A 24532-nucleotide genomic window follows, 5' to 3' on the forward strand; every position below is an offset into this window, starting at 1 on the left:
AATTATTGAAGGTTAAATAAAAATGCATATTGTAAATTTACAGTATGCATTTTTTATTATTATGATTAGAGAAATTAAAGGAGACGAATTAAACAAAGTAAAAGAGTTAGCTTATGCTATTTGGCCAATAGCTTATAAGGATATCTTAAGTGAAGAACAATTGTATTATATGCTTGATGCATTTTATTCTATAGAGGCGCTACAAGGGCAAATAGAAATTAAAAAGCATGTTTTTTATCTTGTAGAAGATGAATTAGAAAAGCCGCTAGGGTTTGTGTCTTATGAATTAAATAGCATGCCTAATAAAGCAAAAATTCATAAAATTTACGTGCTACCAGAAACACAAGGTACAGGAATTGGAAAGAAATTGTACGAACTAGTAAAAGAAAAAGCTTTAGAAGCTAATCAAGAAGCTATTTTTCTTAATGTGAATAAGTATAATAATGCTAAATCATTTTATGAAAAATTAGGTTTCTCTATTGTAAAAGATGAAGTTATAGATATAGGAAATAATTATATAATGGACGACTATGTTATGGAAATAAAAATTATATCTTAAACTAAGATTTTTTACTATCGTCGAATATTTCCATTAACATTATTCAAATTAAATCTATTTTTGTTTAAATATTAACATTAAATATTATAATTATGGCTTTAAGTAAAGATTATGAGTACACACAAGCAGATTTAGACAATCATGCAAATCAATTAAATCCAAATAATGACGAGTATCAAGGATAATATTGAGATTTACTAACTTTTTAACATCTCATAGTAAACTTATTATGAGATGTTTTTAGATTTAATTATGGTATCCGATAAAATATTTAGTATTTTAAAATTTTGACAAGATGATGATAAATGGGTGAGATTGAAAGCATATACCAAAAATGAATTAGTAGGATTACTAAATAAAAGTTATAATAAAGTATAATTAGAAAGAAAGCCATCAAGTGTGAATTTGATGGCTTTTGATTTTTAACCCCAACAGTTGTTACAATTTTCTTTAACAGGGATTCCAAAAATAAAATATCGGCATTTTAATTTGTGTTTTCCCCAACCCCAAAATCTTCTTCCTTCCTTAACTCTTTTAAAATAATCTTTTTCAATTAATAGAAAAATTTTATCTTCTGACTCTTTAATAGTTACTTCTCTTTTCATTTTTTTTATTTTACGTTAAACTATTTGTTTTTTACTCTTGGTAAAGATCAGTTTTAAAATTAAATACTTATAAGGTTCTTAAACCCTTTCTATTAGGTGTTTTTCCCTTTTTAATTTTAGGATAAAATTAGTTTTATTACGATTTATTTTTTCTTTCTAACTGGTGTTTTGGCTTTTATGAGAACTTCATTTTTATTTTGTAATAAATGATTGGCCAACATTTTTTCAATCAATTCATCTTTAGTTAAATGATGGAAAACTGTTTTAATTTTATCTTTTAAAACAGGAGAAATTTCATTATTTGGTTTCGTTTTGAAAATTTGTTTAGCCCATAAAAAAACATTATTATCCTCAATGCTTTGATTATCTGGCTTTTTAAATTCGGTAAAAGTAATTCCTAACTCTTTTTGAAAATCAGCTAGTTCAACAATTTCTTCTTTTTGTAAAATAGTCAACGATAAACCATTTGCTCCAGCTCTAGCTGTTCTTCCACTTCTATGTACATACGCTTCATAAACATCTGGTAAATGATAATTAACTACATATGACACTTCTTTTACATCTATTCCTCTTGCAGCTAAATCAGTAGCAACTAAAATGTTAATATGTCCTTCACGAAATTGTTCCATTATACGATCACGAATAGGTTGTGTTAAACTACCATGTAATGCACCTGAAGAGAAACGGTTAATTGCTAAATTTTTAGCTAGTTTATTAACGGCTGCTTTTGTTTTGCAAAAAATAATGCCACGTTGCCCTTCTCTTGAAGTTAGGAAATGCATTAGAATATTTAATTTTTCAATAGGATCTACTACTAGATATTGATGGTCAATACTATTATTTCCTATAGTTTTCATATCAGCACTTACTTGCGTAACGTGTTTAGACATGTAGTTTTGAATTAATTGCTTAATTGTACTTGGCATTGTTGCAGAAAACAATAATGTTCTTCTGCTTTTTGGTAGTGCTACTATAATTTCGTCTAAACCTTCTTTTAAAGCGGTTATCATTTCATCAGCTTCATCTAATACTAAATATTTTGCTTCTTTAATATTTATAGCATTTCGTTTAATTAAATCAATTAAACGACCTGGTGTAGCAATCACAATATGTGTAGGCTTTGATAAGCGTTCAATTTGTGGCTTAATAGGAATTCCTCCACAAGTTGCAGCAATAGAAACTTCGGGTAAATATTTAGCAAATGTTTCCATGTTACTAAATATTTGATGTCCTAATTCTCTTGTTGGGACTAAAATTACCACTTGAATATTTTGATTATCCGATTTTATTAATTGTAATAAGGGTAATCCAAAAGCAGCCGTTTTTCCAGTACCTGTTTTTGCCAAGCCAACAAAATCATCTGCTTTATTTAATAAAATGGGAATTGTTTTTTCTTGAATCTCTGTTGGTGTAGCGATTTCTAAATCGACTAAGCTTTTTAGTATTGGTGCAGTAATTCCTAACTTGGAAAATTGATTTGACATCTTTTTATGGGGTTTGTTATTTTGAAAAGCAGGTGTTTATAAATTTATATTTTAGTTTCAGGCTTAAAAGGAGTGTGTTTTTCCAAGTATTTAGGTTTTATAATTAATCCATTATATTTATGTTCAAGAGTTTAATATATTCTAATTTCTGGATTATGTTTAATTTTTGAATAAGTGGCTTTAAATCTATAAATTACTCTTTTTTTTAAAAATAACTATATCTTGATACTCAATAGTTTTTGTTTTCTTTTGATTTTCTTTCCAAAAACCATCAATAATATTAGTTATCATTAAATTTTCATCATCCATCATTTTATTCAATTTTTCTTTATGAATTGCTATATTTCCTGATTTAACCTGATTATTCATTAATCTAAAACCATTTCCTTTAACTGGAAAACTGAATTTTTCTCTTTTAGATATGTAATCTTCATTGTAGTTATCGTATAGAAAAAAAGTTGAAAATGCAATTCCATCATCTTTAAGAACTTTATTTATTTGTTTAAAATAATTTTGGATTTCATTAATTTGCATATGAGTAAAAACTGAGAAAGAAAAAATTTTATCAAATGTTCCTTTTTCATATGGGAATATAAAATCTTCTGCTTTTAAATAGGAGTCATTATATAGATCATTAAATATAGGAATATAAGTAAAATTAAAATTTGAAAAATCTTTACCAATTTTTGAATTGCACCAATCTACACCACTTTTAACAACGTCAAACCCTTCGTATTTTCCATTAGAGTTTAAATAATTAGTTAGGGATATTGCTGTTCTTCCTATGCCACTTCCTATATCTAAAACAGTATCATTTGGTTTTAAATCGATTTCATCTACTAATAGATGCAATTGATGATTACTTTGTTTAATAAAATTTTGAGAATTTGATGCTGAACCTGTATAAATATCCCCTCTTGAGGGAACATATTTATGTCTATTACCTCTTATTTTATCAAAAAAATCTATTGGATAATAATATATTTTTCTTATAATAAATCTTTGTTTTGATGATAATGAATACCATAAATATCTAAAATATTTGTTTTTCATATTTTTAATAATAGAAAGTTCTGAGTGCGAATTTTTAGTGATAAATCAAGTGTTTTTAAAAAAAAAACAGAAATAGTATAACTATTACCTATTCCTGTCATCATAATTTCTTTTGCCAGTAAATTTACTTTTATTACTTGGTAGACTAGCTTCTTCGGTTTTACTAGACTGCACAATTAAATTATTTAAATCGGTCATTTCTTTCGATGTAAGTAAACGATGTTGTCCAACAGGTATATCTAATGAAATATTCATTATTCGAGTACGTTTTAGCGCTTCTACTTCATAATCTAGGTATTCGCACATTCTACGAATTTGACGATTTAATCCCTGTGTTAAAATAATTCTAAAAGTATTTTTACTTACTTGTTCTACTTTACACTTTTTAGTAATAGTATCTAAAATAGGAATTCCATTTGCCATGCGTTGAATAAAACGATCAGTAATTGTTTTATTAACTGTTACAATATATTCTTTTTCGTGATTGTTTCTTGCACGTAAAATTTTATTTACAATATCGCCATCATTGGTTAACAATAAAAGACCTTCACTAGCTTTGTCTAATCGACCAATAGGAAAAATACGCTCAGAATAATTAATATAAGAAACAACATTATCTCTTATATCAGGATTTGTAGTACATTCAATGCCTACAGGTTTATTGAAAGCAAGATAAATTCGATTATCTGTTTTTTCTTGAATCAATTGTCCGTTTACTCGCACTTCATCGTTTGGACCTATTTTTGTTCCCATTTCTGGAACAATTCCATTTATAGTTACACGACCTTGGTCTATTAAACGATCGGCTTCTCTACGTGAACAATAACCTGATTCTGATAAAAATTTATTAATACGAACTAATTTTTCTTCTTCCATGTTGCAAAGATAGGAATTATGAATTTTAAAAGTTAACGTAGTGTTATAAAAAAATCCTGAAAGTATTTTCAGGATTTATATTTATTTTGAATGGAATCTATAATTACAATTTTGCAAATAATTTCTCCATTTCATCTTTTACTTCTTCAGCTAGTATATTATCTACTAATATTCTACCACTGTGTTCATCTGTTAAGATTTTTTTACGTCCAGCAATTTCCATTTGTGTTTGTGGTGGAATTGTGAAAAATGAACCCGCAGAAGCACCACGCTCAATAGAAACAACTGCTAAACCATTTCTAACACTTGTTCTAATTCTTGTGTATGCTGCTAGTAAACGATCTTCAATTTTTTCTTGAAACTCTTCTGATTTTCCGATTAAGAAGTTTTCTTCTTTTTCAGTTTCAGCCATAATATCACTAAGTTCAGCCTTTTTGTGTTTTAAGTGATGTTGCTTAGAATCTAATTTTTCTTTAGTTTGACCAAGAACTTCTTTTTTATGTTCAATAGAGGCTTTCATTTCTTTAATATGCTTTTCAGCTAATTGAATTTCTAGTTCTTGAAACTCAACTTCTTTTGTTAAAGAGTTAAATTCTCTATTGTTGCGAACATTTTTTTGTTGATCTAAGTATTTTTTTATGCTTGTTTTGTGCTCATCGATTGCATTTTTCTTTTCTTTAATTTGAACATCGATAGCTTCTAAATCTGATTTTAATTTATCTAAACGAGTGCTTAGACCGGCAACTTCGTCCTCTAAATCTTCAACCTCAAGAGGTAGTTCTCCTCTAACATTACGTATTTCATCAATCTTAGAGTCAACCAGCTGTAAAGCATAAAGTGCTCTTAATTTATCTTCTACGCTAAGTTCTTTTTTGTTTGCCATATTAAAAGTATTGAACAGGATTTGTATTTTCTTCTGATAAAACGATTGCAAAATTAGTGATTTTTTCTTTAAGATAATCAACAATATAATTTTTTGTAAATCTTTCGCTCTCAAAATGACCAATATCGGCTAAAAGAAGTCTTCCTTCTGCTTCATAAAATTGATGATATTTTAAATCTGAAGTTAAAAAAGCATCTGCACCAGCTTGTAAAGCTGCTTTTGTTGCAAAACTTCCCGAACCACCTAAAACAGCTACTTTTTTTATAGATTTGTTTGTAAAAGCACTATGTCTAATGCCTCCACACTGCATTTTTGTTTTTACAAAAGATAGAAAATCGCTTTCATTCATTGGTTGAGATAATTCTCCTATCATTCCTAAACCAATATTTTGATGTTTATTGTTTAATGAATAAATTTCATATGCAACTTCTTCATAAATATGATTGCTGAATAATGTTTTTAGAATTTTAGATTCTAAATGCTTTTCAAAAGTAACTTCAATTTTAGTTTCTATATTTTCTATAAATTCAAATTTGTTTCCTATTTCAGGGTTGCTATTTTCATTTCCTAAATAAGTGCCGATTCCTCGACTGTTAAAACTACAATTTTCATAGTTACCTATTTTTCCTGCTCCAGCTTCAAATAATGCATTTCTTAGTTGTGTAGCATTTTCAGGAACAGTATAAGTAACTAATTTTTTGATATAATTTTCTTTTGGAATAAGAATCTTAGTGTTTTGTAAACCTAGAGCATCACTGAAAATTTTATTGACACCATTTTGATGATTATCAAGTGCCGTGTGAATAGCATAAATTGAAATATCATTTTTAATGGCTTTTATAATCGCTCTCTCTATATAGTTTTTACCTGTAATTTTTTTTAATCCACTAAAAAGGATAGGGTGGAAGCAAACTACAAGGTTGCATTTCTTTGAAATGGCTTCATCAATTACATTTTCTAATGCATCATGACAAACTAATATTCCTTTTATTGTTTCGTTTTGATTGCCAACGAGTAAGCCTACATTATCAAAATCTTCTGCATATGCTAATGGAGCGAGTTCTTCAAGTATAGGAAGTATTTCGAAAAGTTTCATGTATAGAAATTTACTTCAAAGATAAAAAATTGCTACTTTCGTGCTATGGTTTTTTTAAGAAAAATACTTTTCCCACTAGCATTCATTTACTGGATAGTAACATTCATTCGAAATTTTTTGTATGATATTAGCATTTTTAGAAGTCATACTTTTAATATTCCAATAATTGCTGTTGGAAATTTAAGTGTAGGAGGAACAGGAAAGACACCTCAAATTGAGTACTTAATACGCTTGTTAAGAGAGTATAAGGTAGCTACACTAAGTAGAGGTTATAAAAGAGAATCAAAAGGTTTTGTTTTAGCTAATGAAAATACTTCTGCTAGAATTTTAGGAGATGAGCCTTTTCAATTTTATTCTAAATTTCCTGGGGTTTTGGTTGCTGTTGATGCTAATAGAAGAAATGGAATTACAGAATTGTTAAAATATAGTCCGGATGTGATTTTGTTAGATGATGCTTTTCAACATAGAAAAGTAAAAGCAGGATTTTATATTCTATTAACGACTTATGATGATTTGTTTTGTAATGATTTTATTCTCCCTTTTGGTAATTTAAGAGAACCTTCATTAGGAAAAAAAAGGGCAAATATGATAATTGTCACTAAATGTCCTTCACTAATTTCCGAACTTACACAGGAGAATATAAAGAGACAGTTAAATGTTAATTGTCCTGTTTTCTTTAGTACAATTGAATATGATGAATATATGTATGCTGAAAATGAGGTAATAAAAATCGAAGATTTAAAAGAGCCAAAGTTGCTTTTGGCAGGTATTGCTAAACCCGATTTGTTTTTTGATTTCTTAGGGAATGAAGAAGATGAAAAAATGGTTTTTCCAGACCATCATAATTTTTCTGATCAAGATATAAAAAGAATAAAAAAGTTAGCTAGTAATAAAAAAATTATTACTACTGAAAAAGACTTTGTTAGACTAAAAGGTAAATTTTTAAATAATCAATTATTTTATTTGCCTATTAAGAGTAGAATAATTGAAAACGAAAATAATTTTAATAGTAAAATAAAAGAATATGTGGGAAAAGGCACAAGAAACGGTTAATTATTTGAAAGGTATAACACATTTTGCTCCAGAGTATGGAGTTATTTTGGGTTCTGGTTTAGGAGGATTTGCCAATGATATTAAGGTTGAATTTTCAGTTTCCTATAGTGAAATTCCAAATTTCCCTGTTTCTACTGTTAAAGGACATAAAGGAGCGTTATTATTCGGAACTATTGATTCTAAAAAAGTAATGGCTATGCAAGGACGATTTCATTATTATGAAGGTTATGATATGAAAGAAGTTACGTTTCCTGTGCGAGTTATGAAATTATTAGGAATAGAAAAATTAATTGTTTCAAATGCTTCTGGTGGTGTAAATGCATCTTTTAAAGTAGGCGATGTTATGATAATAAAGGATCATATAAATATGATGCCAGAACATCCATTGCGTGGGCATAATGATGAGCGTTTTGGGCCAAGATTTGTAAATATGAGTGAACCATATTCAAAAGATATGATTGCTAAAATAAAAAATATTGCAAAAGATAATGAAATAGAGGTTAAAGAAGGTGTTTATTTAGGGTTACAAGGACCTACATTTGAAACATTAGCTGAATATAAGATGGTTAAAAATATTGGAGCTGATTGCGTAGGAATGTCTACTGTTCCAGAGGTTATTGTAGCAAAGCATATGAACATGGATTGTTTAGGAATTTCTGTAATTACAGATATGGGTAATGAGGAAAGTATTGAAGAAGTAAATCATGAAGAGGTTTTAGAAGCTGCAAAAAAAGCAGAACCACATGTGAGAAGCCTAATTAAAAATTTTATTCTTCAGTATTAGATAAAAAGTTAAATAGAATAGTGTAAAATTCTTCAGGAACAAATGGTTTTGTGATTACTTCATTCATGCCGTAAGAAAGCAGCATTTCCCTATTCTCATTTAATGATATTGCTGTGAGGGCAATTATGGGTGTAGTAGTGTCAAAACTTCTAATTTCAGAGGTAGCTTCTGTTCCATTTATGCCAGGTAAGTGAACATCCATTAAAACCAAATCATAAGTGTTTGTTTTTAAATGTTCAATAGCTTCTTCTCCATTATCAATGATAACTGAAAATATACCTTTTTGTTCTAGCATTTTTTTGGTTATCATTTGATTTATTTTGTTGTCTTCAACTAATAAAATTTTTATAGTTTTTTTTGTGGGTAAATTTTCACTTTCTTGTAACGCTTCTTTCTTTTCAATGATTTCACCCTTGTCAAAAGTTAAATTAAATTGTAAGCTAGTTCCTTTGTTAACATCACTTTCAAGTATAATATCGCTACCTAAAATTTCTAAAATTTTCTTTACAATGGATAATCCTAAGCCAGTTCCACCATAAGTGCGATTAATTTCTACAGATCCTTGACTAAAGCTGTCAAAAATACTTTTTTGTTTATCTTTTGGAATACCAATTCCATTATCTTTTATTTCAAAAGAAAGTACGATTTGATTTTTAGATTCTTTTATTTTTTGAATGGTTAACCAAACATCTCCATTCTTACTAAACTTAATAGCATTGTTAACTAAGTTAATTAAAATCTGTGAAATTTTTGTAGGATCACCAATAGTGTAAGGAGGGATATCTTTGTCTATCTTAAGGTGGAAATTAATATTATTTTCAATAATAAATTCATTAAAAGAGGTTTTAATATTTTCGACTAAATCAATTAAATTAAAATTTATTTTTTCAACTAATACTTTGTCAGATTCAAGTCTGTTAATTTCAAGAATATCATTAATAAATGTAAGTAAATATTTTCCTGAAAATTCTAATGATTTTAAATAATTTAGTTGAGTTGCTTTTGGTTTTTCATTAAGCAGAATATATGCAATGCCATTTATAGCGTTTAAAGGTGTTCTAAGTTCATGACTTACGGTTGCTAAGAACTCAGCTCTAGCTTTACTTGCTCTTTCAGCTCTTTCTTTTTCTATGGTTAATTCTTTGTTTTTTTCTTTTAATAATTTATTTGTGCTAATTCTAATTTTATTGTTTTTGTATAAAGACAAACTAAGTAGCGATAAAATAGAAATTAATGCGATACTTAAAATACTTATTAGTTTTGAAAAACGAAGCGTTTTTTGTTGACTTTTTTTCTCTTTGTCTAATTGCTCAATTGTTTTTAATTGTTTGTCAAACTGAATTCTATCAAATGTGTTTTCAGATAATGAATGATTGTAAAAGTTATCTAAAGAATCTGCAATAGAAACATATCTTTCTAAATAAATTTGAGATTTATCAAGTTGATTGTTTTTTTTATAGGTATTACTTAATTGTCTAAGAATTTTCTTTTGGAGTTGAATATTTTTAGAATGATTATAATTCATAATTAATGCATTTTCGAAAAAATCAATTGCATTATTAGTGTTGTTTTTTAGGTTTTCAATTTCACCTATTTGATAATAAGCTTCTACTTTTGTGTCAAAAAAAGATTCATTAGAAATGGAGCTAATTACAGAGCTAAAAATAGAAATAGCTTCGTCATATTTTTCTTTGTTTTTCTGGATAATTCCTTTTTGAATGTTGATTAATTCAATTGCGTCTGAAAAATTTAATGCCCCGTAGATTTCAGAAGATTTATTAAAATAGATTTCAGCAAGATCTATTTTGTTCTTTTCTAAGTAACATTTTCCTAAACTATAATAAGCTAAAGCTAAGTTTGCACTAGGAACATTTTTTTTATATAGATTAATACTTCTTATGAAGTTTTCAATTGCAGTATCAGGTTTTCCTAAATCATAATAAACTCCACCTAAAACTAAATAACAGTCTGGAAGTTTAGAATATTCTCCATGTTTCTTGGCATAATCTATGGCTTTGTCAATATAAATTATGGCTTTGTTAAAATAGCGTTTATCTTCTTTGTTGAATGATGCAACTTCTAAATAATAATCAATACTATCATTTATTTCAGTAGTCAATTTTAAAAGTGACTGAGAGTAACTTATTGAGCAGAAAAATAAAAAAACAAGTAATAAGTTTCTCATTATAAATGAAATTGATTTTGAGATTTAGCGATTGTTAACAAAAATATATATTTTTTTCTAATGTTATATTTTAATTATAGTTAATTGATTTTACGTATTTTAATTATAAGATTATTTTTTGGATACAAAGAGAATCAAGTCTATTAATCGTGATGAATATCCGATTTCATTATCATACCAACCTACAACTTTTATCATTTTGTCTATTACAGATGTTAATTGTGCGTCGAAAAGACAAGAATTTCTGTTTCCTATTATATCTACTGAAACAATTGGATCTTCTGTATAGTCTAATATTCCTTTTAAATTTGTAATTGAGGCTTGTTTAAAAGCATTGTTTATTTCTTCAATACTTACTTTTCTTTTTACATTAAAAGTGATATCAGTTAATGAACCATCAGGAACAGGAACACGAATACCACATCCTCCAATTTTACCTTCTAGTTCTGGAAAAATTTTAGATAATGCTTTTGCTGCACCAGTTGTTGTAGGAACAATAGACTGAGAAGCACCTCTAGCTCTTCTTAAATCTTTATGAGGTTGATCGTGTAAACTTTGATCGGTGGTGTAAGAGTGTACAGTTGTAATATAAGCTTGTTCAATTTCGCATAGTTCTTGAATTACTTTTATCATAGGTGCTGCATTGTTTGTTGTGCAACTTGCATTTGAAATGATAACTTCAGAACCGTCTAAAATGCTTTCATTTACTCCTAAAACCACTGTTTTTATTTTATCATCTTCAGGAGGAACAGATAGAATTACTTTTTTTGCTCCAGATGAAATATGTTGATTTAAAGTGTCCCAAGTTTTGAATTTTCCTGTAGCTTCAATTACAATGTCTATATTTAAGGATTTCCAATCTAAATTTTTAATATCTTTTTCGTGATAGAATAAATATTCTTTATCATCTATTATAATAGAAGTATCATTATAACTTGTTTTTGATTGTAACACACCATGAATACTGTCATATTTTATTAGATGACTCATCGTTTTGTTGTCTGCAATATCGTTTATTGCAATAACTTCAATTGAAGGATGGTTAAGCAAAAGGCGAAATAAATTTCTACCAATTCTTCCAAAACCATTAATAGCAATTCTTGTCATTTTTTTAAAGAAAAATTAGAGTATAAAAGTAAGGAATTTATTATTTTTGATAGATAGATAAGGAATATAATTTGATTGTATTATTAAATTTTAAGATTTATTTAAGTTATGTGATTATTTGAAAAAGAATAATGATTATTTGAAATATAATTCAATGAAGAAGTTTTGGTTGTTGTTAAAAACGATAAAGTATAGATAATAAAAAACTCCATAAATTAATAGTTATGGAGTTTTTGGTTTTAATAAAGTAATAGTTTCTAGTTAATAACTGCTAACTTTATATGGTTTTTAATGAATATGTTTTTCAGCATGGTAAGAAGAGCGCACTAAAGCCCCACTTTCAACATGTCTAAATCCTAATTCTTTACCTATTTTTTCATATTTTTCAAACTGATCAGGAGTAATGTATTCTTTTACAGGCAAATGTTTTTTACTAGGTTGTAAATATTGACCTATTGTTACAATATCAACATTTGCAGCTCTTAAATCGTGTAGAGTTTGAATTACTTCTTCTTCTTTTTCTCCTAAACCTAACATAATACCAGATTTAGTTCTTTTAATGCCTTGTTCTTTTAAATAACGTAAAACTTCTAAACTTTTTTCATATTTAGCTTGTATTCTTACTTCTCTTGTTAGTTGTTTTACAGTTTCCATATTATGAGAGACTACTTCTGGAGCTACTTCAATAATACGATCTAAATTTCTAGTGTTTCCCTGGAAATCAGGAATTAGAGTTTCTAAAGTAGTGTTTGGGTTCATTCTTCGAATAGCTTTAACTGTTTCAGCCCAAATAATAGATCCCATATCTTTTAAATCATCTCTGTCTACACTTGTAATAACGGCATGTTTAATGTTCATTAACTTTATAGAGCGTGCCACTTTTTCAGGTTCGTCCCAATCAACCGTTTCTGGTCGACCTGTTTTTACACCACAAAATCCGCATGAACGAGTACAGATATTTCCTAATATCATAAAAGTAGCGGTTCCTTCTCCCCAACATTCTCCCATATTTGGGCAACTACCAGAAGCACAAATTGTATTTAATTTGTATTTGTCAACTAATCCTCTTAATTCTGTATAATTTTTTCCTGTAGGTAACTTTACTCTCAGCCACTTTGGTTTTGGTTCTCTTGGAGGAAAAACATTCTCAGTAACAGTATTCATAAAAATAATTTTGAATCACAAAGATAGTGAGATTTGATAAAACAAAAGAAGAATTAGTAAGTTTTAAGATTTGTTTGTCATGTTGTGAAATTTGAAACAATATTAAGTGCGTTTACTTCAATTTTTTATTCTTTTTTTTAGAAATAGTTTCAGCTAATAATTTTTTAGCACGAAGTAGCTTTATCTTAATATTATTTAAAGGCTCATCAAGTTGCTCAGCCATATCTTGATAGGTCATTTCTTGGAAATAACGTAGTTGAATAACTTCTTGATATGCGGGTTTTAATGTTTTAATGTAATTTAATAGTTGCGAAAGATTTTGTTCAGTAATAATTTCATCTTCTATAGAAGGTGTTTCGTCAACAACATTAAATGCATGATCATTTTCTTCATCTGTAATATCTATAAATAATGAAGATTTCTTTTTGCGTAGCATATCAATATGAACATTTTTTGCTATTGCAATTAACCAAGTATTAAACCCGAATTCTGGATTGTAATTAGTGATTTTATCAAAAGCTTTTGCAAAAGTTTCAATTGTAATGTCTTCTGTGTCGATTTCGTTTTCAGTTCTTTTTAGCATAAAGCCATAAACTTCATTCCAGAAAAAATCTAATAAGAATGTGAAGGCAACTTGGTCTCCAGTTTTTGCTTTGTCTATATTTTTTTGAATAATTTCAGAATTTATTTCCAATGTACGGGTTTTGAGAAAATGTTAGTAAAGAAAACATTTAGTTGTGTGAAGATAAGGAAAAATTCTATAATTGGATACCAATACATTACATCTTTTTCTTTTAGTTTTCCGGCTGCATAACCAAGACTTATCCATGTAAATAAATAGCGAAATACTATAATTGATGTTACAATGATCCATTGATGTTGAAAGGCTAACAATATAATTGAAAGTAAAATGAATGCTAATTGAGAAATGTAAAATAAGCCTAGTTGTAAGCGATCAAAAGGTTTGTATAGTTTTGCGGTTGATACATGTCTCCTTTTTTGATTAAACCATTCATTAAATGTTTTTTTAGGTTCAGAATATGTGAAGCTTTCAGGTGTAAAACAAATAGTAGTATTTGATTTTGTACCTACTTGATTTATAAATAAATCATCATCACCAGACCTAATTTTCATGTGTTCTATAAAACCACCTGCATCAAAAAAAGTTTTTTTAGTATATGCAAGATTTCGACCAACGCCCATGTATGGATTGCCTGTTTTTGCCCATCCGAAGTATTGAGTAGCTGTAACAAGTGTTTCAAAACGAATGACTTTATTTAGGAAGGAGTTTTTGATTTTTTCATAACCACCATATCCTAATACTATTGCTTTTTTTGATGTAAACTGGCTAGCCATTTGTGTTATCCAGTTTTTTGAATTAGGATAACAATCTGCATCAATAAAAAGAAGATGTTCGTTTTTAGCAACTTTTATTCCTAATGTAAGTGCATATTTTTTATTTCCCCAAAAAGTTTCATTGTTTTGAACTTTGACTAGTTTTATATTTGAATATTGTTGTTCGTATTTTTCAAATAAATCAAGTGTTTCATCACTAGATGCATCATCAATTAATATAATTTCATAATCTGGATGATTCTGTGAAATTAAAAGAGGAAAATATTTTTTGATATTTTCAGCTTCATTTTTAGCGCAAACAATTACTGAAATAGGGATTTTTTTAGCTGTAGTAGTTGTTTTTTTAGAAAAAGAAAATCGTCCTAAAATAAATACATAGTATAGGAATTGAATACCAACAAAAAATGCTAGTAAAATCAATAAAATTTGTAAAAACATATAGAGAAAGTAAAAAATTAAGAGTGTGAACTTTCTTCACAGTTTTTCATTTCTTCTGGAGTTTTTCCACAAAAGCTACAGTTTTCTCCATCTGGATTTAGGAATGGACTTTGGCTAGCACAAGTTCCAGCGAATTTACCATCTTTTTTTGCCCAAATCTTTATTGAAATGCCAATAATGGCAATTGCTAGAAGACCTATAGTAAGTAGAATTAGTTTCATAATGCTTAATATTAGACTGCAAATTTACAAAACAATTAGTATTATTATTGATTTTTATTATTAAATAATGTTTACTTCTGCTTCTATTAAGATACCAAATTTGTTTAAAATAGTGTTTTGAATGTCTTTAGAAACAGAAAGAATTTCGCTTCCAGTGGCATTTCCGTAGTTAACTAATACAAGTGCTTGGTTTTTGTGAATTCCAGCATCACCAAAGCGTTTTCCTTTGAAACCAGCTTGTTCAATTAACCAACCAGCAGGTACTTTTACTTCAGAATCAGAAATGTTATAATGTGGCATGTCTGGGAAAAGTAGTGCAATTTTTGAATATTTTTCTTTTGAAATAATAGGGTTTTTAAAAAAGCTACCGCTATTGCCTAATTCTTTTGGATCAGGTAATTTGCTTTTTCTAATAGAAATTACAGCATTGCTAACATCTTTTATGGTTGGAGTAGTGATGTTTTGATTTGCTAATTCTGTCTCAATAGCACCATAAGAAGTGTTTAATTTGTGATTTTTATTAGTTAGCTTAAATGTAACGGAAGTAATAATATATTGATTTTTTAGCTCGTTTTTGAAAATGCTTTCTCTGTATCCAAATTGACAAGAGTCTTTATCAAAGATGATTAGCTTTTGTGTTTCAATTTCCATTGCTTCACAGCTAAAAAAAACATCTTTAATTTCTACACCATAAGCACCTATGTTCTGAATAGGAGTTGTTCCTACGTTGCCTGGAATTAAAGATAAATTTTCAATTCCACCATAATTATTTTTAATACAATAAAGTACAAATTCGTGCCAGTTCTCACCAGCATTTGCTTTTATATATGTATATTCTTCATTTTTATCTATGACTTCTATTCCTTTTAAATCAATATGAACAACTAATTTATTAATATCTTTAGTAAGTAACATATTGCTTCCACCACCAAGAATGAAAATATCTTTCTCATTTTTTAATAATATTGCTAATTCTTCTATTGTATGAATTGCGATAAACTGTTTTGCTAAAGCATTAATTCCAAAAGTATTATGTTTTTTTAAAGAAAAATTAGATTGAATGTTCATTTTGAAATAAAATTTAATGATGCAAAAATAAGATTAATTCTATAAATTATAAGTTGTAAATAGTGTAAGATTGATGTGTGTTTTTAATAATGTTTTCTGTTCTTTCAGCATGGGTATCAGAAATGAAAATTTGTCCAAAAACAGCATCGTTTACCATAGTTACAATTTTTGAAACACGAGATTCGTCTAATTTGTCAAAAATATCATCAAATAAAAGAATAGGTAGTTCACCGCTTTGTTCTTTTATAAATTCAAATTGAGCTAATTTTAAAGCAATTAAAAATGATTTTTGTTGTCCTTGTGATCCGAATTTTTTAATTGGGAAATTATCAATTTCAAAAGAAAGGTCATCTTTATGAATGCCGGTACTAGTATATTGTAGGGCTCTGTCTTTATTTAAGTTTTGCTTAAACAATGTAGTTAAATCAGACATAAAAAGCTGACTTTGATAAATTAATTGTACTGTTTCTGCTTCACTAGAAATTATAGTGTAGTATTTTTGAAAAATAGGGATGAATTGATCTAAAAAGTGTTTTCTTTTCTCAAAAATTATTTTACCTAAAGGTTCAAGTTGGTCATCATAGATCGCTAAATTATCTTTGTCAAATACTTGATTTAATGCAAAGTATTTTAAAAGAGCATTTCGTTGTGCTATTAATTTTTGATATTGTATTAATTCATTTAAATATTTGTTATCTAATGTAGAAATAACGCTGTCAATAAATTTTCGTCTGGTTTCACTTCCTTCGACTATTAAGTCTGTATCAGAAGGTGAAATAATAACTAAAGGGACAAAGCCAATATGTTCTGAAAGTTTTTCGTATATTTTATTGTTTCGTTTTATTATTTTTTTCTGACCTCTTTTTAAACTACACGAAATTTTTTCTTCTTGTTCGTTTTTGTTAAAAATGGCATCAATTAAGAAAAAATCCTCATCATGTTTTATATTTTGAGAAGCTAATGGGTTAAAATAACTTTTCCCATAAGCTAAATGGTAAATAGCATCTAAAATATTAGTTTTTCCTATTCCGTTTTTTCCAACAAAACAATTGATTTTACTATCAAAATCAAAAGATTGTGTGGAGATGTTCTTATAGTTAAGTAAGGTGAGATGTTGTAAAAACACTATGCAATAAATCTTATTAGTATATGAAATTACAGCAAAAATACTATGAAATTATATAAAACAATTAAAAAAGCACTTTTAATTTATTCATAGCTTAATAATGTGAGTATAGCTTAATATAATAATATTTTAAAATATTTTTTGTGTCTGTTTCAATAAAAATTATATTTTTGCAACTTTAATAAACTTATTATAAATGGCAACATATAACAAAAGAGGTTATAAAGCACCAAAACCAAAAGATGTTTTAGATAACGAAAATGAATTTGAAGAAGTATTAGAATCTGGTGAAAGTACAACGGAAGAAGTATTTAATACACTTGACGAGACAGCTTCAAGAACAGAAGAATGGGTAGCTAAAAACCAAAAGTTAATTTTAGGAGTTGTAGGTGCTATCGCTTTAGCAACAATTGGGTATTTATTATTTAATAAATTTGTAGTAGAGCCTAAAGAAGATAAAGCGTTGAATGACATTTACCAAGCTCAAGTTTATTTTAATGATGCTTTAGCTAATGCTCAAAACCCAGATTCATTATTTAATTTAGCACTTAAAGGTGGTGAAGGTAAATTAGGATTAATAGGTGTTGCAGAAGAATATTCAGGTACAAAGTCTGGAAATGTAGCAAACTATTATGCGGGTATGGCTTATTTACATACTAAAGATTTTAAAAATGCTGAAAAATACCTTACAGCTTATAAAGCAAATGATGCAATAACAAAAGCAGAAGCTTTAGGAGCTTTAGGTGATGCGTATTCAGAACTAAATAAAGTTGATGCAGCAATTGATAGTTATAAGAAAGCAGCAGAATCTAACGAAAATGATTATACTACTCCAAGATTTTTAATGAAAGCAGCTCAACTATGTTATTTAAATAATAAAAAAGGAGAAGCAAATGCTTTATTCAAAAAAATTAAAGAGAATTATGAAACGTCAAGAGAAGCTCAAAATATAGATGCTTTAATTACGATGACAGAATAAAGCTTATTATGGCTACAGAAAATAAAAATTTATCACAATACGATAAAAACACAATCCCAAATGCGAAAGATTTTCGATTTGGGATTGTTGTTTCAGAATGGAATGACGCAATTACGAATGGTTTGTTTGAAGGTGCAAAAGCAGCTTTAATAGATTGTGGTGCTTTACCAGAAAACATTGTCCGTTGGGATGTGCCAGGAAGTTTTGAACTAATATTTGGTTCAAAAAAGATGATTGAAACACAAAATGTAGATTGTGTTATTGCAATAGGCTGTGTTATTAAAGGTGAAACGATGCATTTCGAATTTGTATGTGATGGAGTAACTCAAGGAGTGAAAGATTTAAATTTAAAGTATGATGTACCTACTATTTTTTGCCTTTTAACAGATAATACAATGCAACAGTCTATTGATAGAAGTGGAGGAAAGCATGGTAATAAAGGAACAGAAGCTGCTATTGCAGCAATAAAAATGGTAGCCTTAAATAAATAAAAAAAACTAAAAGCCTGAGTTTAATTATTTCAAAGAAATAGTTGTCTCAGGTAAGTTTTTAATAAAAAAATATTACTTTTTATCACAAAATCCAGATAGGATTTAGCCTAAATTGATAGTTTTATAATAATCAAAAACTCATATTGGTTTTTAAGACTTGTAAGTTTCTCTAATTAACAAAATTTGGCAATTTGTATTTCTAATTCTATTTATTTTTAAGTATTTTTGATTCTATAAAAAAGCACCTAAGTTTTGTTGTATAAATCAAAAAATAGAACCTTTAATTATAAGCCTCGATTTTCAAAAGAAAATAATAGAGAGACCAATGATGATTCTTTGTCAGAGGAAGATTTTATTTCAAAATGGAAAGGTGTGCATGGGCAAAATAAAAAAACAAAAACAGTTCTGCCAATAAGTGTATTAATACTATTACTGGTATTATTATTGATAGGTATATATGTGTTAGATTCCTATGTTGAATAATTAAAATAAAAGTAAAATGGGACTTTTGGGGAAAAGAAAAAATAAAAAATTTAGTTATCAACCAAGATATTTTGATGATAAAGGAGAAGGAAATCCTTTTGAAATTAAACATAAATTTGACGAATATCGAGTAACCATAGGTTCAGATAGAGGGTTGAAAGCAAAATTTATGAAAGCTTTAAATGATTTTAAACATAATCAAAACAAAGAAGCGAATAGGAGAATTTTGATTATAATAAGTATTTTGATACTTATTTTTTTATTTATAATTGACTTTGACTTATCGGTCTTTAAAAGAAAATAAATGTCCAGTATAATTCAATTATTACCTGATCATGTTGCGAATCAGATTGCAGCAGGTGAGGTTGTTCAAAGACCAGCTTCTGTTGTAAAAGAATTACTTGAAAATGCTATCGATGCAAAAGCAAATGATGTTAAGTTAATTGTTAAAGACGCAGGAAAAACATTAATTCAAGTTATTGATAATGGAGTAGGAATGAGTGTTACAGACGCTCGTTTGTGTTTTGAACGCCATGCTACATCAAAGATTCGTTTAGCAGAAGATTTATTCGATTTAAGTACAAAAGGATTTCGCGGTGAAGCATTAGCTTCTATTGCGGCAATTGCTCATGTGGAGTTAAAAACAAAACAGGATCAGGAAGAATTAGGACATCACATTGTTATAGAAGGAAGTAAATTTATATCACAAGATGTTGCAGTTCTACCAAAAGGAACCTCATTTTTAGTAAAAAATTTATTTTTTAATATTCCAGCTCGAAGAAATTTCTTAAAATCTGAAACAGTTGAAATGCGTCATATTGTTGATGAATTTCAACGTGTTGCATTAGCTCATCCAAATATTTATTTCACATTGATCCATAATGGAAGTGAAATGTTTAATTTACCTGCTTCAAATTACAGACAGCGTATTGTGAATCTTTTAGGAGGTAAAACAAATGAAAAATTAGTTCCAGTAACAGAAGATACAGAAATTGTAAAGATAAGTGGTTTTGTTGGTAAGCCTGAATATGCTAAAAAGAGTAGAGGAGAACAATTCTTTTTTGTGAATGATAGATTTATAAAAAGTGGTTATTTACACCATGCAATTATGAATGCCTATGATGGATTATTAAAAGAAGGAAATCAACCGAGCTATTTTTTGTATTTACAAGTCCCTCCAAATACCATAGATATCAATATTCATCCTACTAAAACAGAGATTAAATTTGACGACGAACAAGCTTTATATGCGATTTTACGTTCTGCTATAAAACATAGCTTAGGACAGTTTAATGTGGCTCCTGTTTTAGATTTTGAACGCGATCCTAATTTAGATACTCCTTATGAGTATAAGAATAAAGATAGTGATTCTCCTACTATTCAGGTTGATGCAAATTTTAATCCTTTTATAGAAAATAAACCAGTAAGAAATAATAATAATTCATACGCTTCAAGTGGAAATTATACGAAGAGAGAAACTGCAAATTCTTGGGAAAGTTTATATGTAGATTTAAGAAAGGATACTGCAGAAGTAGAAAGCATTTCATTTGAAAGTGAAGAGTTAACAGGTTCTTTTTTTGATAATATGGAAGTTGAAAATACAACTTCAAGAACCTACCAAATACACAAAAAGTATATCGTTAGTTCCATAAAATCAGGAATGCTTGTTATTGATCAAAATAAAGCACATCAACGTATTTTATACGAACAATATTTGACAAATATTACAGTTAAACATGCTTCAAGTCAGCAATTATTATTTCCATTAGAATTGTATTTTTCTAGAGAAGAAATTCAGTTTATCAAAGAACTACAACCTTCATTAGAAAATACAGGATTTATATTTGACAATATTAAAGAAGATAGTATTCAAATAGGAGGAATTCCTGTTTCCATTCAAGAGAGTGAAGTAAGTATTTTGCTAGAAGAACTAATAAATGGATTGCAACATAATATTCCTGAAAGTACTTTCTCTTTAAATGATGGAATTGCAAAGACAATGGCAAAAAGTCTTGCCGTAAAAACAGGAACATATTTAGCAGAAATAGAACAAGAGAACTTGGTTAATGGCTTATTTGCTTGTAAAGACCCAAACGTTTCTCCATTTAATAAACCGATCTTCATTACTATAAGTGTAGAAGATTTAGATAAAAAGTTTGCATTATGATTAGAATGACAGATATGGTAAAGCATTTGCTTATCATCAATATTATATTTTTTATAGGGAGTTATATATTACCTAATTCTATTGATTTATTAGCATTACATTACTTTGAAAGTGATAAGTTCCAATTTTGGCAACCTATTACACACATGTTTATGCATGGAGGTCCAATGCATATTTTCTTTAATATGTTTGCTTTGGTTTCTTTTGGAAGTGCTTTAGAGCAAATGTGGGGAAGTAATAAATTTCTATTTTTTTACTTTTCATGTGGAATTGGAGCAGCTTTACTTCACACAGGAGTAAATTATTATCAATTTCATAATGGACTAAATGTATTGTTAGAAAATGGAGTAGATAAAGAGGTTATTTTTGAAATATTAAACCAAGGAAAGTATAGCACAAACTGGACTGAATATCTTTCACAGAGTAGTTTAGATGGAATGGCTTCTTCATTTATAGCTCCAGCAGTAGGTGCTTCAGGAGCAATTTATGGTTTATTAGTAGCTTTTGCTTTTATGTTTCCTAATGCAGAATTAGCATTGATGTTTATTCCTGTGCCAATTAAAGCAAAATATTTTGTTCCAGGATTGTTAACAATAGATTTATATTTAGGATTACAAGGAAGTTCATTATTTGGTAGTGGAGGAACAGGAGTAGCTCACTTTGCTCATTTAGGAGGAGCATTAGTAGGATTTATTATGATGTGGTATTGGAAAAAGAATCAGTTTAATAAAAATCGTTGGGACAGATAACAAAATAATCTAATAAATAGATTTATGAATATTATAGAAGATATAAAACAGCAATATAAAACAGGAGGTATAGTTCAAAGATTAATTTTTTGGAATATAGGAATCTTTGTGCTGTCAATTATTTTCTTTTTCTCATTTAAAACCAAATCGTTTAATTACCCTATATGGTTAGGCTTGTTTTCTGATAATAATCAGTTAATATTTAGACCATGGACATTAATAAGTTACATGTTTCTTCATGCTGGTTTTTTGCACTTGTTTTTCAATCTAATGGTTTTACATTTTTCGGGTAGATTATTTATAAACTATTTTACAGGAAGACAATTATTAGGACTTTATATTTTAGGAGGTATTTTCTCAGGATTAATATTTTTAATTTCATTTTATATTCTAGGAGAATATTCTGTCTTAGTTGGAGCAAGTGGAGCAATAATGTCAATCTTAATAGCAGTTGCAACTTATGCGCCTTATATGTTATTGCGAATGCCATTAATTGGAACAGTAAAACTATGGCAAGTAGCTGCTGTGATTGTTTTGTTAGACTTAATTCAAGTTCCTATAAGTAATACTGGAGGACATTTGGCTCATTTAGGAGGAGCATTATTTGGGTTTTTATATGTAAAATTGTTGAAAAATGGAACCGATTTATCAAAAGGAATTTCAAAACTACAAGATGCATTTGAAGATTTAATTTCACCAAAAAAGAAAACTCCTTTTAAAACCGTACACAAGAATACAAGTAAAACCACTACATTTACAAATCAGACAACAAATATCGATCAAAAAAAAATTGATGATATCTTAGATCGGATTAGTAAATCAGGTTATGATAGTTTGAGTAAAGAAGAAAAAGATTTTTTATTTAAAACAGGAAAATAATTGAAAAAAGAATCGTGGATAAGTAGGCTTGCATTTTTCGTTAATAAAGTTTTAGCTATATTGACGTTTTTGGCTTATATATTACCTTTCTTAGCTCCTAAATTATTTCCTTTTCTAAGTGTATTAACGCTTTTACTACCTCTTTTTCTAATTGTAAATTTTATTTTTTTTATTGTTTGGGTCTTACAATTAAAACGAAAAGCATTATTATCTGGATTTGTATTATTAATTGGTATCACATTTATAAATAAGTTATATCGTTTTTCTGAAACTAACGAAAAAGCAGAACCAAACGATTTTACTTTAATGAGTTATAATGTCCGTTTATTTAATAAATACGAATGGTTGCCCAATAAAAAAGTACCAAGTGATATTTCAGATGTTATTCAGAATTATAATCCTGACATTTTATGTTTACAAGAATATACACCTAATGAAAATGTAAGATTGAGAAACTTTCCTTTTAAAAACATAGAATTAGAGGGAAATAAAAACAAATATGGTCAGGCAATTTTTTCTAAATATGAAATTATAAATACAGGTGAAATTGATTTTCCAAACTCTAGTAATAATGTGATTTTTGCGGATATAGTAAAGTTTAAAGACACTATACGAGTATATAGCATGCATTTACAATCAATAAAAATTAGTACAGATATTCATGAGAAACTAGATGAAAACAAATCTAAATTTATTTTCATGAGAATAAGTGAGGCTTTTAAAGAACAACAATTACAATCAGAGTTAATTAAAGCACATTATGATAGTTGTAAGTATCCAAAAATTATTTGTGGAGATTTAAACAATAGTGCTTTCTCTTATGTATATAGAAATATAAAAGGAGAAATGAATGATGCATTTGAAGAAGCAGGATCGGGTTTTGGAAAATCGTATAATTTTAAATATTATCCTGCTCGAATTGACTATGTTTTTGTTGAAGATATTTTTAAAGTAAAAGAATTTCAAACTAATAATCAAGTAAAACTAAGCGACCATTTTCCAGTTATTACACGATTAGAAATAGTTGAAAAAGAATCGAAGAAATAATATACTTTATATTGTTTGTCTTAATAAGTATTCTTTTGCATGTCTACCTTCATTAAATAATAAATCTAGAATACTTAAATTAGGAATAAAATTATGTTTCTCGTTAAATACCTGAATATAATCTTCATTTATAAACATGTCTTTCTTTCCGTTTGCTAAAGATCTAAAATCTGTGAAATTAGGTGTCTCATGGAAAAATTCTTCCGTTTTAGAAAATGGAAGTGTAATCCCTAAACAGTCATTAATAACTGCAAAGATTTCAAAATTTAAATCCATCATAAAAGTGTGTTGCTTTTCAAATATTGGACGAAAGTCATCTTCAAAAAACTCAAAAAAAGGAGAAGTTCTATAAGCTGCTTCAAGGGATTTAAAATGATTTTTTTGCCAATCAAATGCATTTTCAATTTTAACGTCTTTGTATTTCTGATGTGCTGTTTTATTATGCTTTACAGGAATATTTAGCATTTGAATACCATTTGGACTGTAAATATACATTCTATTACGATTGGTTTGTTTCTGAAAATTATCTTCAACTTCAAAAGTAATTGTTTCCGCCTGTAACATAGCAGTATAATGACTTATAGATGGAAAGTAAGTAGGATGTAATAAAATATTCATTTTTTTAAACACTAAGATTGTTTATTTCTTTTAGTAAGAATTTTATTTTTCAAGAATGTAT

The 24532-nt window shown here is 28.0% G+C and carries 25 protein-coding genes; 10 read left to right on the forward strand and 15 right to left on the reverse strand.

All coding sequences use genetic code 11. From position 1 onward, the window contains the following. Window positions 1-22: 22 nt before the first annotated feature. Entirely contained in the window at window positions 23-559 is a 537-nt protein-coding gene (locus SY27_RS04760; protein ID WP_235270892.1) for a GNAT family N-acetyltransferase, read from the forward strand. A gap of 422 nt (window positions 560-981) precedes the next feature. Here the strand turns inward: SY27_RS04760 and SY27_RS04765 are convergent, their stop codons facing one another. The 6 genes from SY27_RS04765 to SY27_RS04790 all read right to left on the reverse strand — a co-directional run bounded on the left by SY27_RS04765 (window position 982) and on the right by SY27_RS04790 (window position 6556). Further along, a complete protein-coding gene (locus tag SY27_RS04765) occupies window positions 982-1164 on the reverse strand; it encodes a hypothetical protein (protein WP_045967714.1) in 183 nt (60 codons plus the stop codon). 143 nt (window positions 1165-1307) lie between these two features. Then, window positions 1308-2648: a DEAD/DEAH box helicase gene (locus SY27_RS04770; RefSeq protein WP_045967716.1), complete on the reverse strand. Its 1341-nt coding sequence runs from the start codon at window positions 2646-2648 to the stop codon at window positions 1308-1310. A 186-nt stretch (window positions 2649-2834) separates the two neighbouring features. After that, complete coding sequence (locus tag SY27_RS04775) at window positions 2835-3701, reverse strand: cyclopropane-fatty-acyl-phospholipid synthase family protein (protein ID WP_045967718.1); 867 nt, start codon at window positions 3699-3701, stop codon at window positions 2835-2837. An 84-nt stretch (window positions 3702-3785) separates the two neighbouring features. Further along, window positions 3786-4577, reverse strand: a complete 792-nt coding sequence (gene rluF / locus SY27_RS04780) for a 23S rRNA pseudouridine(2604) synthase RluF (RefSeq protein ID WP_045967719.1) — start codon at window positions 4575-4577, stop codon at window positions 3786-3788. Window positions 4578-4680: 103 nt separating this feature from the next. Then, entirely contained in the window at window positions 4681-5460 is a 780-nt protein-coding gene (locus SY27_RS04785) for a zinc ribbon domain-containing protein (protein ID WP_045967721.1), read from the reverse strand. 1 nt (window position 5461) lies between these two features. Then, on the reverse strand, window positions 5462-6556 hold the full coding sequence (locus SY27_RS04790; RefSeq protein ID WP_045967723.1) for a Nif3-like dinuclear metal center hexameric protein: 1095 nt from the start codon (window positions 6554-6556) through the stop codon (window positions 5462-5464). A 45-nt stretch (window positions 6557-6601) separates the two neighbouring features. Here SY27_RS04790 and lpxK point away from each other — a divergent pair, with 45 nt between their 5' ends. Both lpxK and SY27_RS04800 read left to right on the forward strand, forming a co-directional pair. Continuing rightward, complete coding sequence (lpxK, locus tag SY27_RS04795; RefSeq protein ID WP_045967725.1) at window positions 6602-7609, forward strand: tetraacyldisaccharide 4'-kinase; 1008 nt, start codon at window positions 6602-6604, stop codon at window positions 7607-7609. Continuing rightward, window positions 7581-8393 (forward strand): purine-nucleoside phosphorylase, encoded by an 813-nt coding sequence (locus SY27_RS04800; protein WP_045967726.1) that lies wholly within the window; start codon window positions 7581-7583, stop codon window positions 8391-8393. Before lpxK ends, SY27_RS04800 begins: the two co-directional genes overlap by 29 nt. Here the strand turns inward: SY27_RS04800 and SY27_RS04805 are convergent. The 8 genes from SY27_RS04805 to SY27_RS04840 all read right to left on the reverse strand — a co-directional run bounded on the left by SY27_RS04805 (window position 8377) and on the right by SY27_RS04840 (window position 17058). Beyond that, the gene (locus tag SY27_RS04805; RefSeq protein WP_235270894.1) at window positions 8377-10512 is read right to left on the reverse strand and encodes an ATP-binding protein; all 2136 of its coding nucleotides are present in this window, start codon (window positions 10510-10512) and stop codon (window positions 8377-8379) included. The two genes, SY27_RS04800 and SY27_RS04805, sit on opposite strands and share 17 nt — an antisense overlap. A 177-nt stretch (window positions 10513-10689) precedes the next feature. Continuing rightward, window positions 10690-11685, reverse strand: coding sequence for a type I glyceraldehyde-3-phosphate dehydrogenase (gene gap / locus SY27_RS04810; RefSeq protein WP_045967730.1), 996 nt, complete (start codon window positions 11683-11685; stop codon window positions 10690-10692). 288 nt (window positions 11686-11973) lie between these two features. Next, window positions 11974-12849: a lipoyl synthase gene (gene lipA, locus SY27_RS04815; protein ID WP_045967732.1), complete on the reverse strand. Its 876-nt coding sequence runs from the start codon at window positions 12847-12849 to the stop codon at window positions 11974-11976. A gap of 112 nt (window positions 12850-12961) precedes the next feature. After that, window positions 12962-13543 carry an RNA polymerase sigma factor gene (locus tag SY27_RS04820; RefSeq protein WP_045967734.1) on the reverse strand — a complete coding sequence of 194 codons (582 nt, stop codon included), beginning with the start codon at window positions 13541-13543 and terminating at the stop codon, window positions 12962-12964. Next, window positions 13534-14643 carry a glycosyltransferase gene (locus SY27_RS04825; RefSeq protein ID WP_045967736.1) on the reverse strand — a complete coding sequence of 370 codons (1110 nt, stop codon included), beginning with the start codon at window positions 14641-14643 and terminating at the stop codon, window positions 13534-13536. Before SY27_RS04825 ends, SY27_RS04820 begins: the two co-directional genes overlap by 10 nt. 17 nt (window positions 14644-14660) lie before the next feature. Continuing rightward, complete coding sequence (locus SY27_RS04830; RefSeq protein WP_045967738.1) at window positions 14661-14864, reverse strand: hypothetical protein; 204 nt, start codon at window positions 14862-14864, stop codon at window positions 14661-14663. A 60-nt stretch (window positions 14865-14924) separates the two neighbouring features. Next, window positions 14925-15932 carry a UDP-N-acetylmuramate dehydrogenase gene (gene murB / locus SY27_RS04835; RefSeq protein WP_045967740.1) on the reverse strand — a complete coding sequence of 336 codons (1008 nt, stop codon included), beginning with the start codon at window positions 15930-15932 and terminating at the stop codon, window positions 14925-14927. Between the two features lie 46 nt (window positions 15933-15978). Then, window positions 15979-17058, reverse strand: a complete 1080-nt coding sequence (locus SY27_RS04840) for a DNA replication/repair protein RecF (RefSeq protein ID WP_045967741.1) — start codon at window positions 17056-17058, stop codon at window positions 15979-15981. A 196-nt stretch (window positions 17059-17254) separates the two neighbouring features. Here SY27_RS04840 and SY27_RS04845 point away from each other — a divergent pair, with 196 nt between their 5' ends. The 7 genes from SY27_RS04845 to SY27_RS04880 all read left to right on the forward strand — a co-directional run bounded on the left by SY27_RS04845 (window position 17255) and on the right by SY27_RS04880 (window position 23853). Then, entirely contained in the window at window positions 17255-18037 is a 783-nt protein-coding gene (locus tag SY27_RS04845; RefSeq protein WP_045967743.1) for a tetratricopeptide repeat protein, read from the forward strand. Between the two features lie 8 nt (window positions 18038-18045). Continuing rightward, the gene (ribH, locus tag SY27_RS04850; RefSeq protein WP_045967745.1) at window positions 18046-18528 is read left to right on the forward strand and encodes a 6,7-dimethyl-8-ribityllumazine synthase; all 483 of its coding nucleotides are present in this window, start codon (window positions 18046-18048) and stop codon (window positions 18526-18528) included. Between the two features lie 499 nt (window positions 18529-19027). Beyond that, window positions 19028-19315 (forward strand): hypothetical protein, encoded by a 288-nt coding sequence (locus SY27_RS04860; protein ID WP_045967749.1) that lies wholly within the window; start codon window positions 19028-19030, stop codon window positions 19313-19315. Continuing rightward, window positions 19316-21178, forward strand: coding sequence for a DNA mismatch repair endonuclease MutL (gene mutL / locus SY27_RS04865; protein ID WP_045967752.1), 1863 nt, complete (start codon window positions 19316-19318; stop codon window positions 21176-21178). Further along, window positions 21175-21927 carry a rhomboid family intramembrane serine protease gene (locus SY27_RS04870; RefSeq protein WP_152640701.1) on the forward strand — a complete coding sequence of 251 codons (753 nt, stop codon included), beginning with the start codon at window positions 21175-21177 and terminating at the stop codon, window positions 21925-21927. Before mutL ends, SY27_RS04870 begins: the two co-directional genes overlap by 4 nt. 24 nt (window positions 21928-21951) lie before the next feature. Further along, window positions 21952-22806 carry a rhomboid family intramembrane serine protease gene (locus SY27_RS04875; RefSeq protein ID WP_045967754.1) on the forward strand — a complete coding sequence of 285 codons (855 nt, stop codon included), beginning with the start codon at window positions 21952-21954 and terminating at the stop codon, window positions 22804-22806. Continuing rightward, entirely contained in the window at window positions 22807-23853 is a 1047-nt protein-coding gene (locus tag SY27_RS04880; protein WP_045967756.1) for an endonuclease/exonuclease/phosphatase family protein, read from the forward strand. Window positions 23854-23859: 6 nt separating this feature from the next. On the opposite strand, the gene SY27_RS04885 is transcribed toward SY27_RS04880, so the two are convergent. Then, entirely contained in the window at window positions 23860-24471 is a 612-nt protein-coding gene (locus SY27_RS04885; protein WP_045967758.1) for a WbqC family protein, read from the reverse strand. Window positions 24472-24532 lie beyond the last annotated feature (61 nt).

The sequence above is a fragment of the Flavobacterium sp. 316 genome (assembly GCF_000967805.1).
GTDB classification, from domain to species: Bacteria; Bacteroidota; Bacteroidia; order Flavobacteriales; family Flavobacteriaceae; genus Flavobacterium; species Flavobacterium sediminilitoris.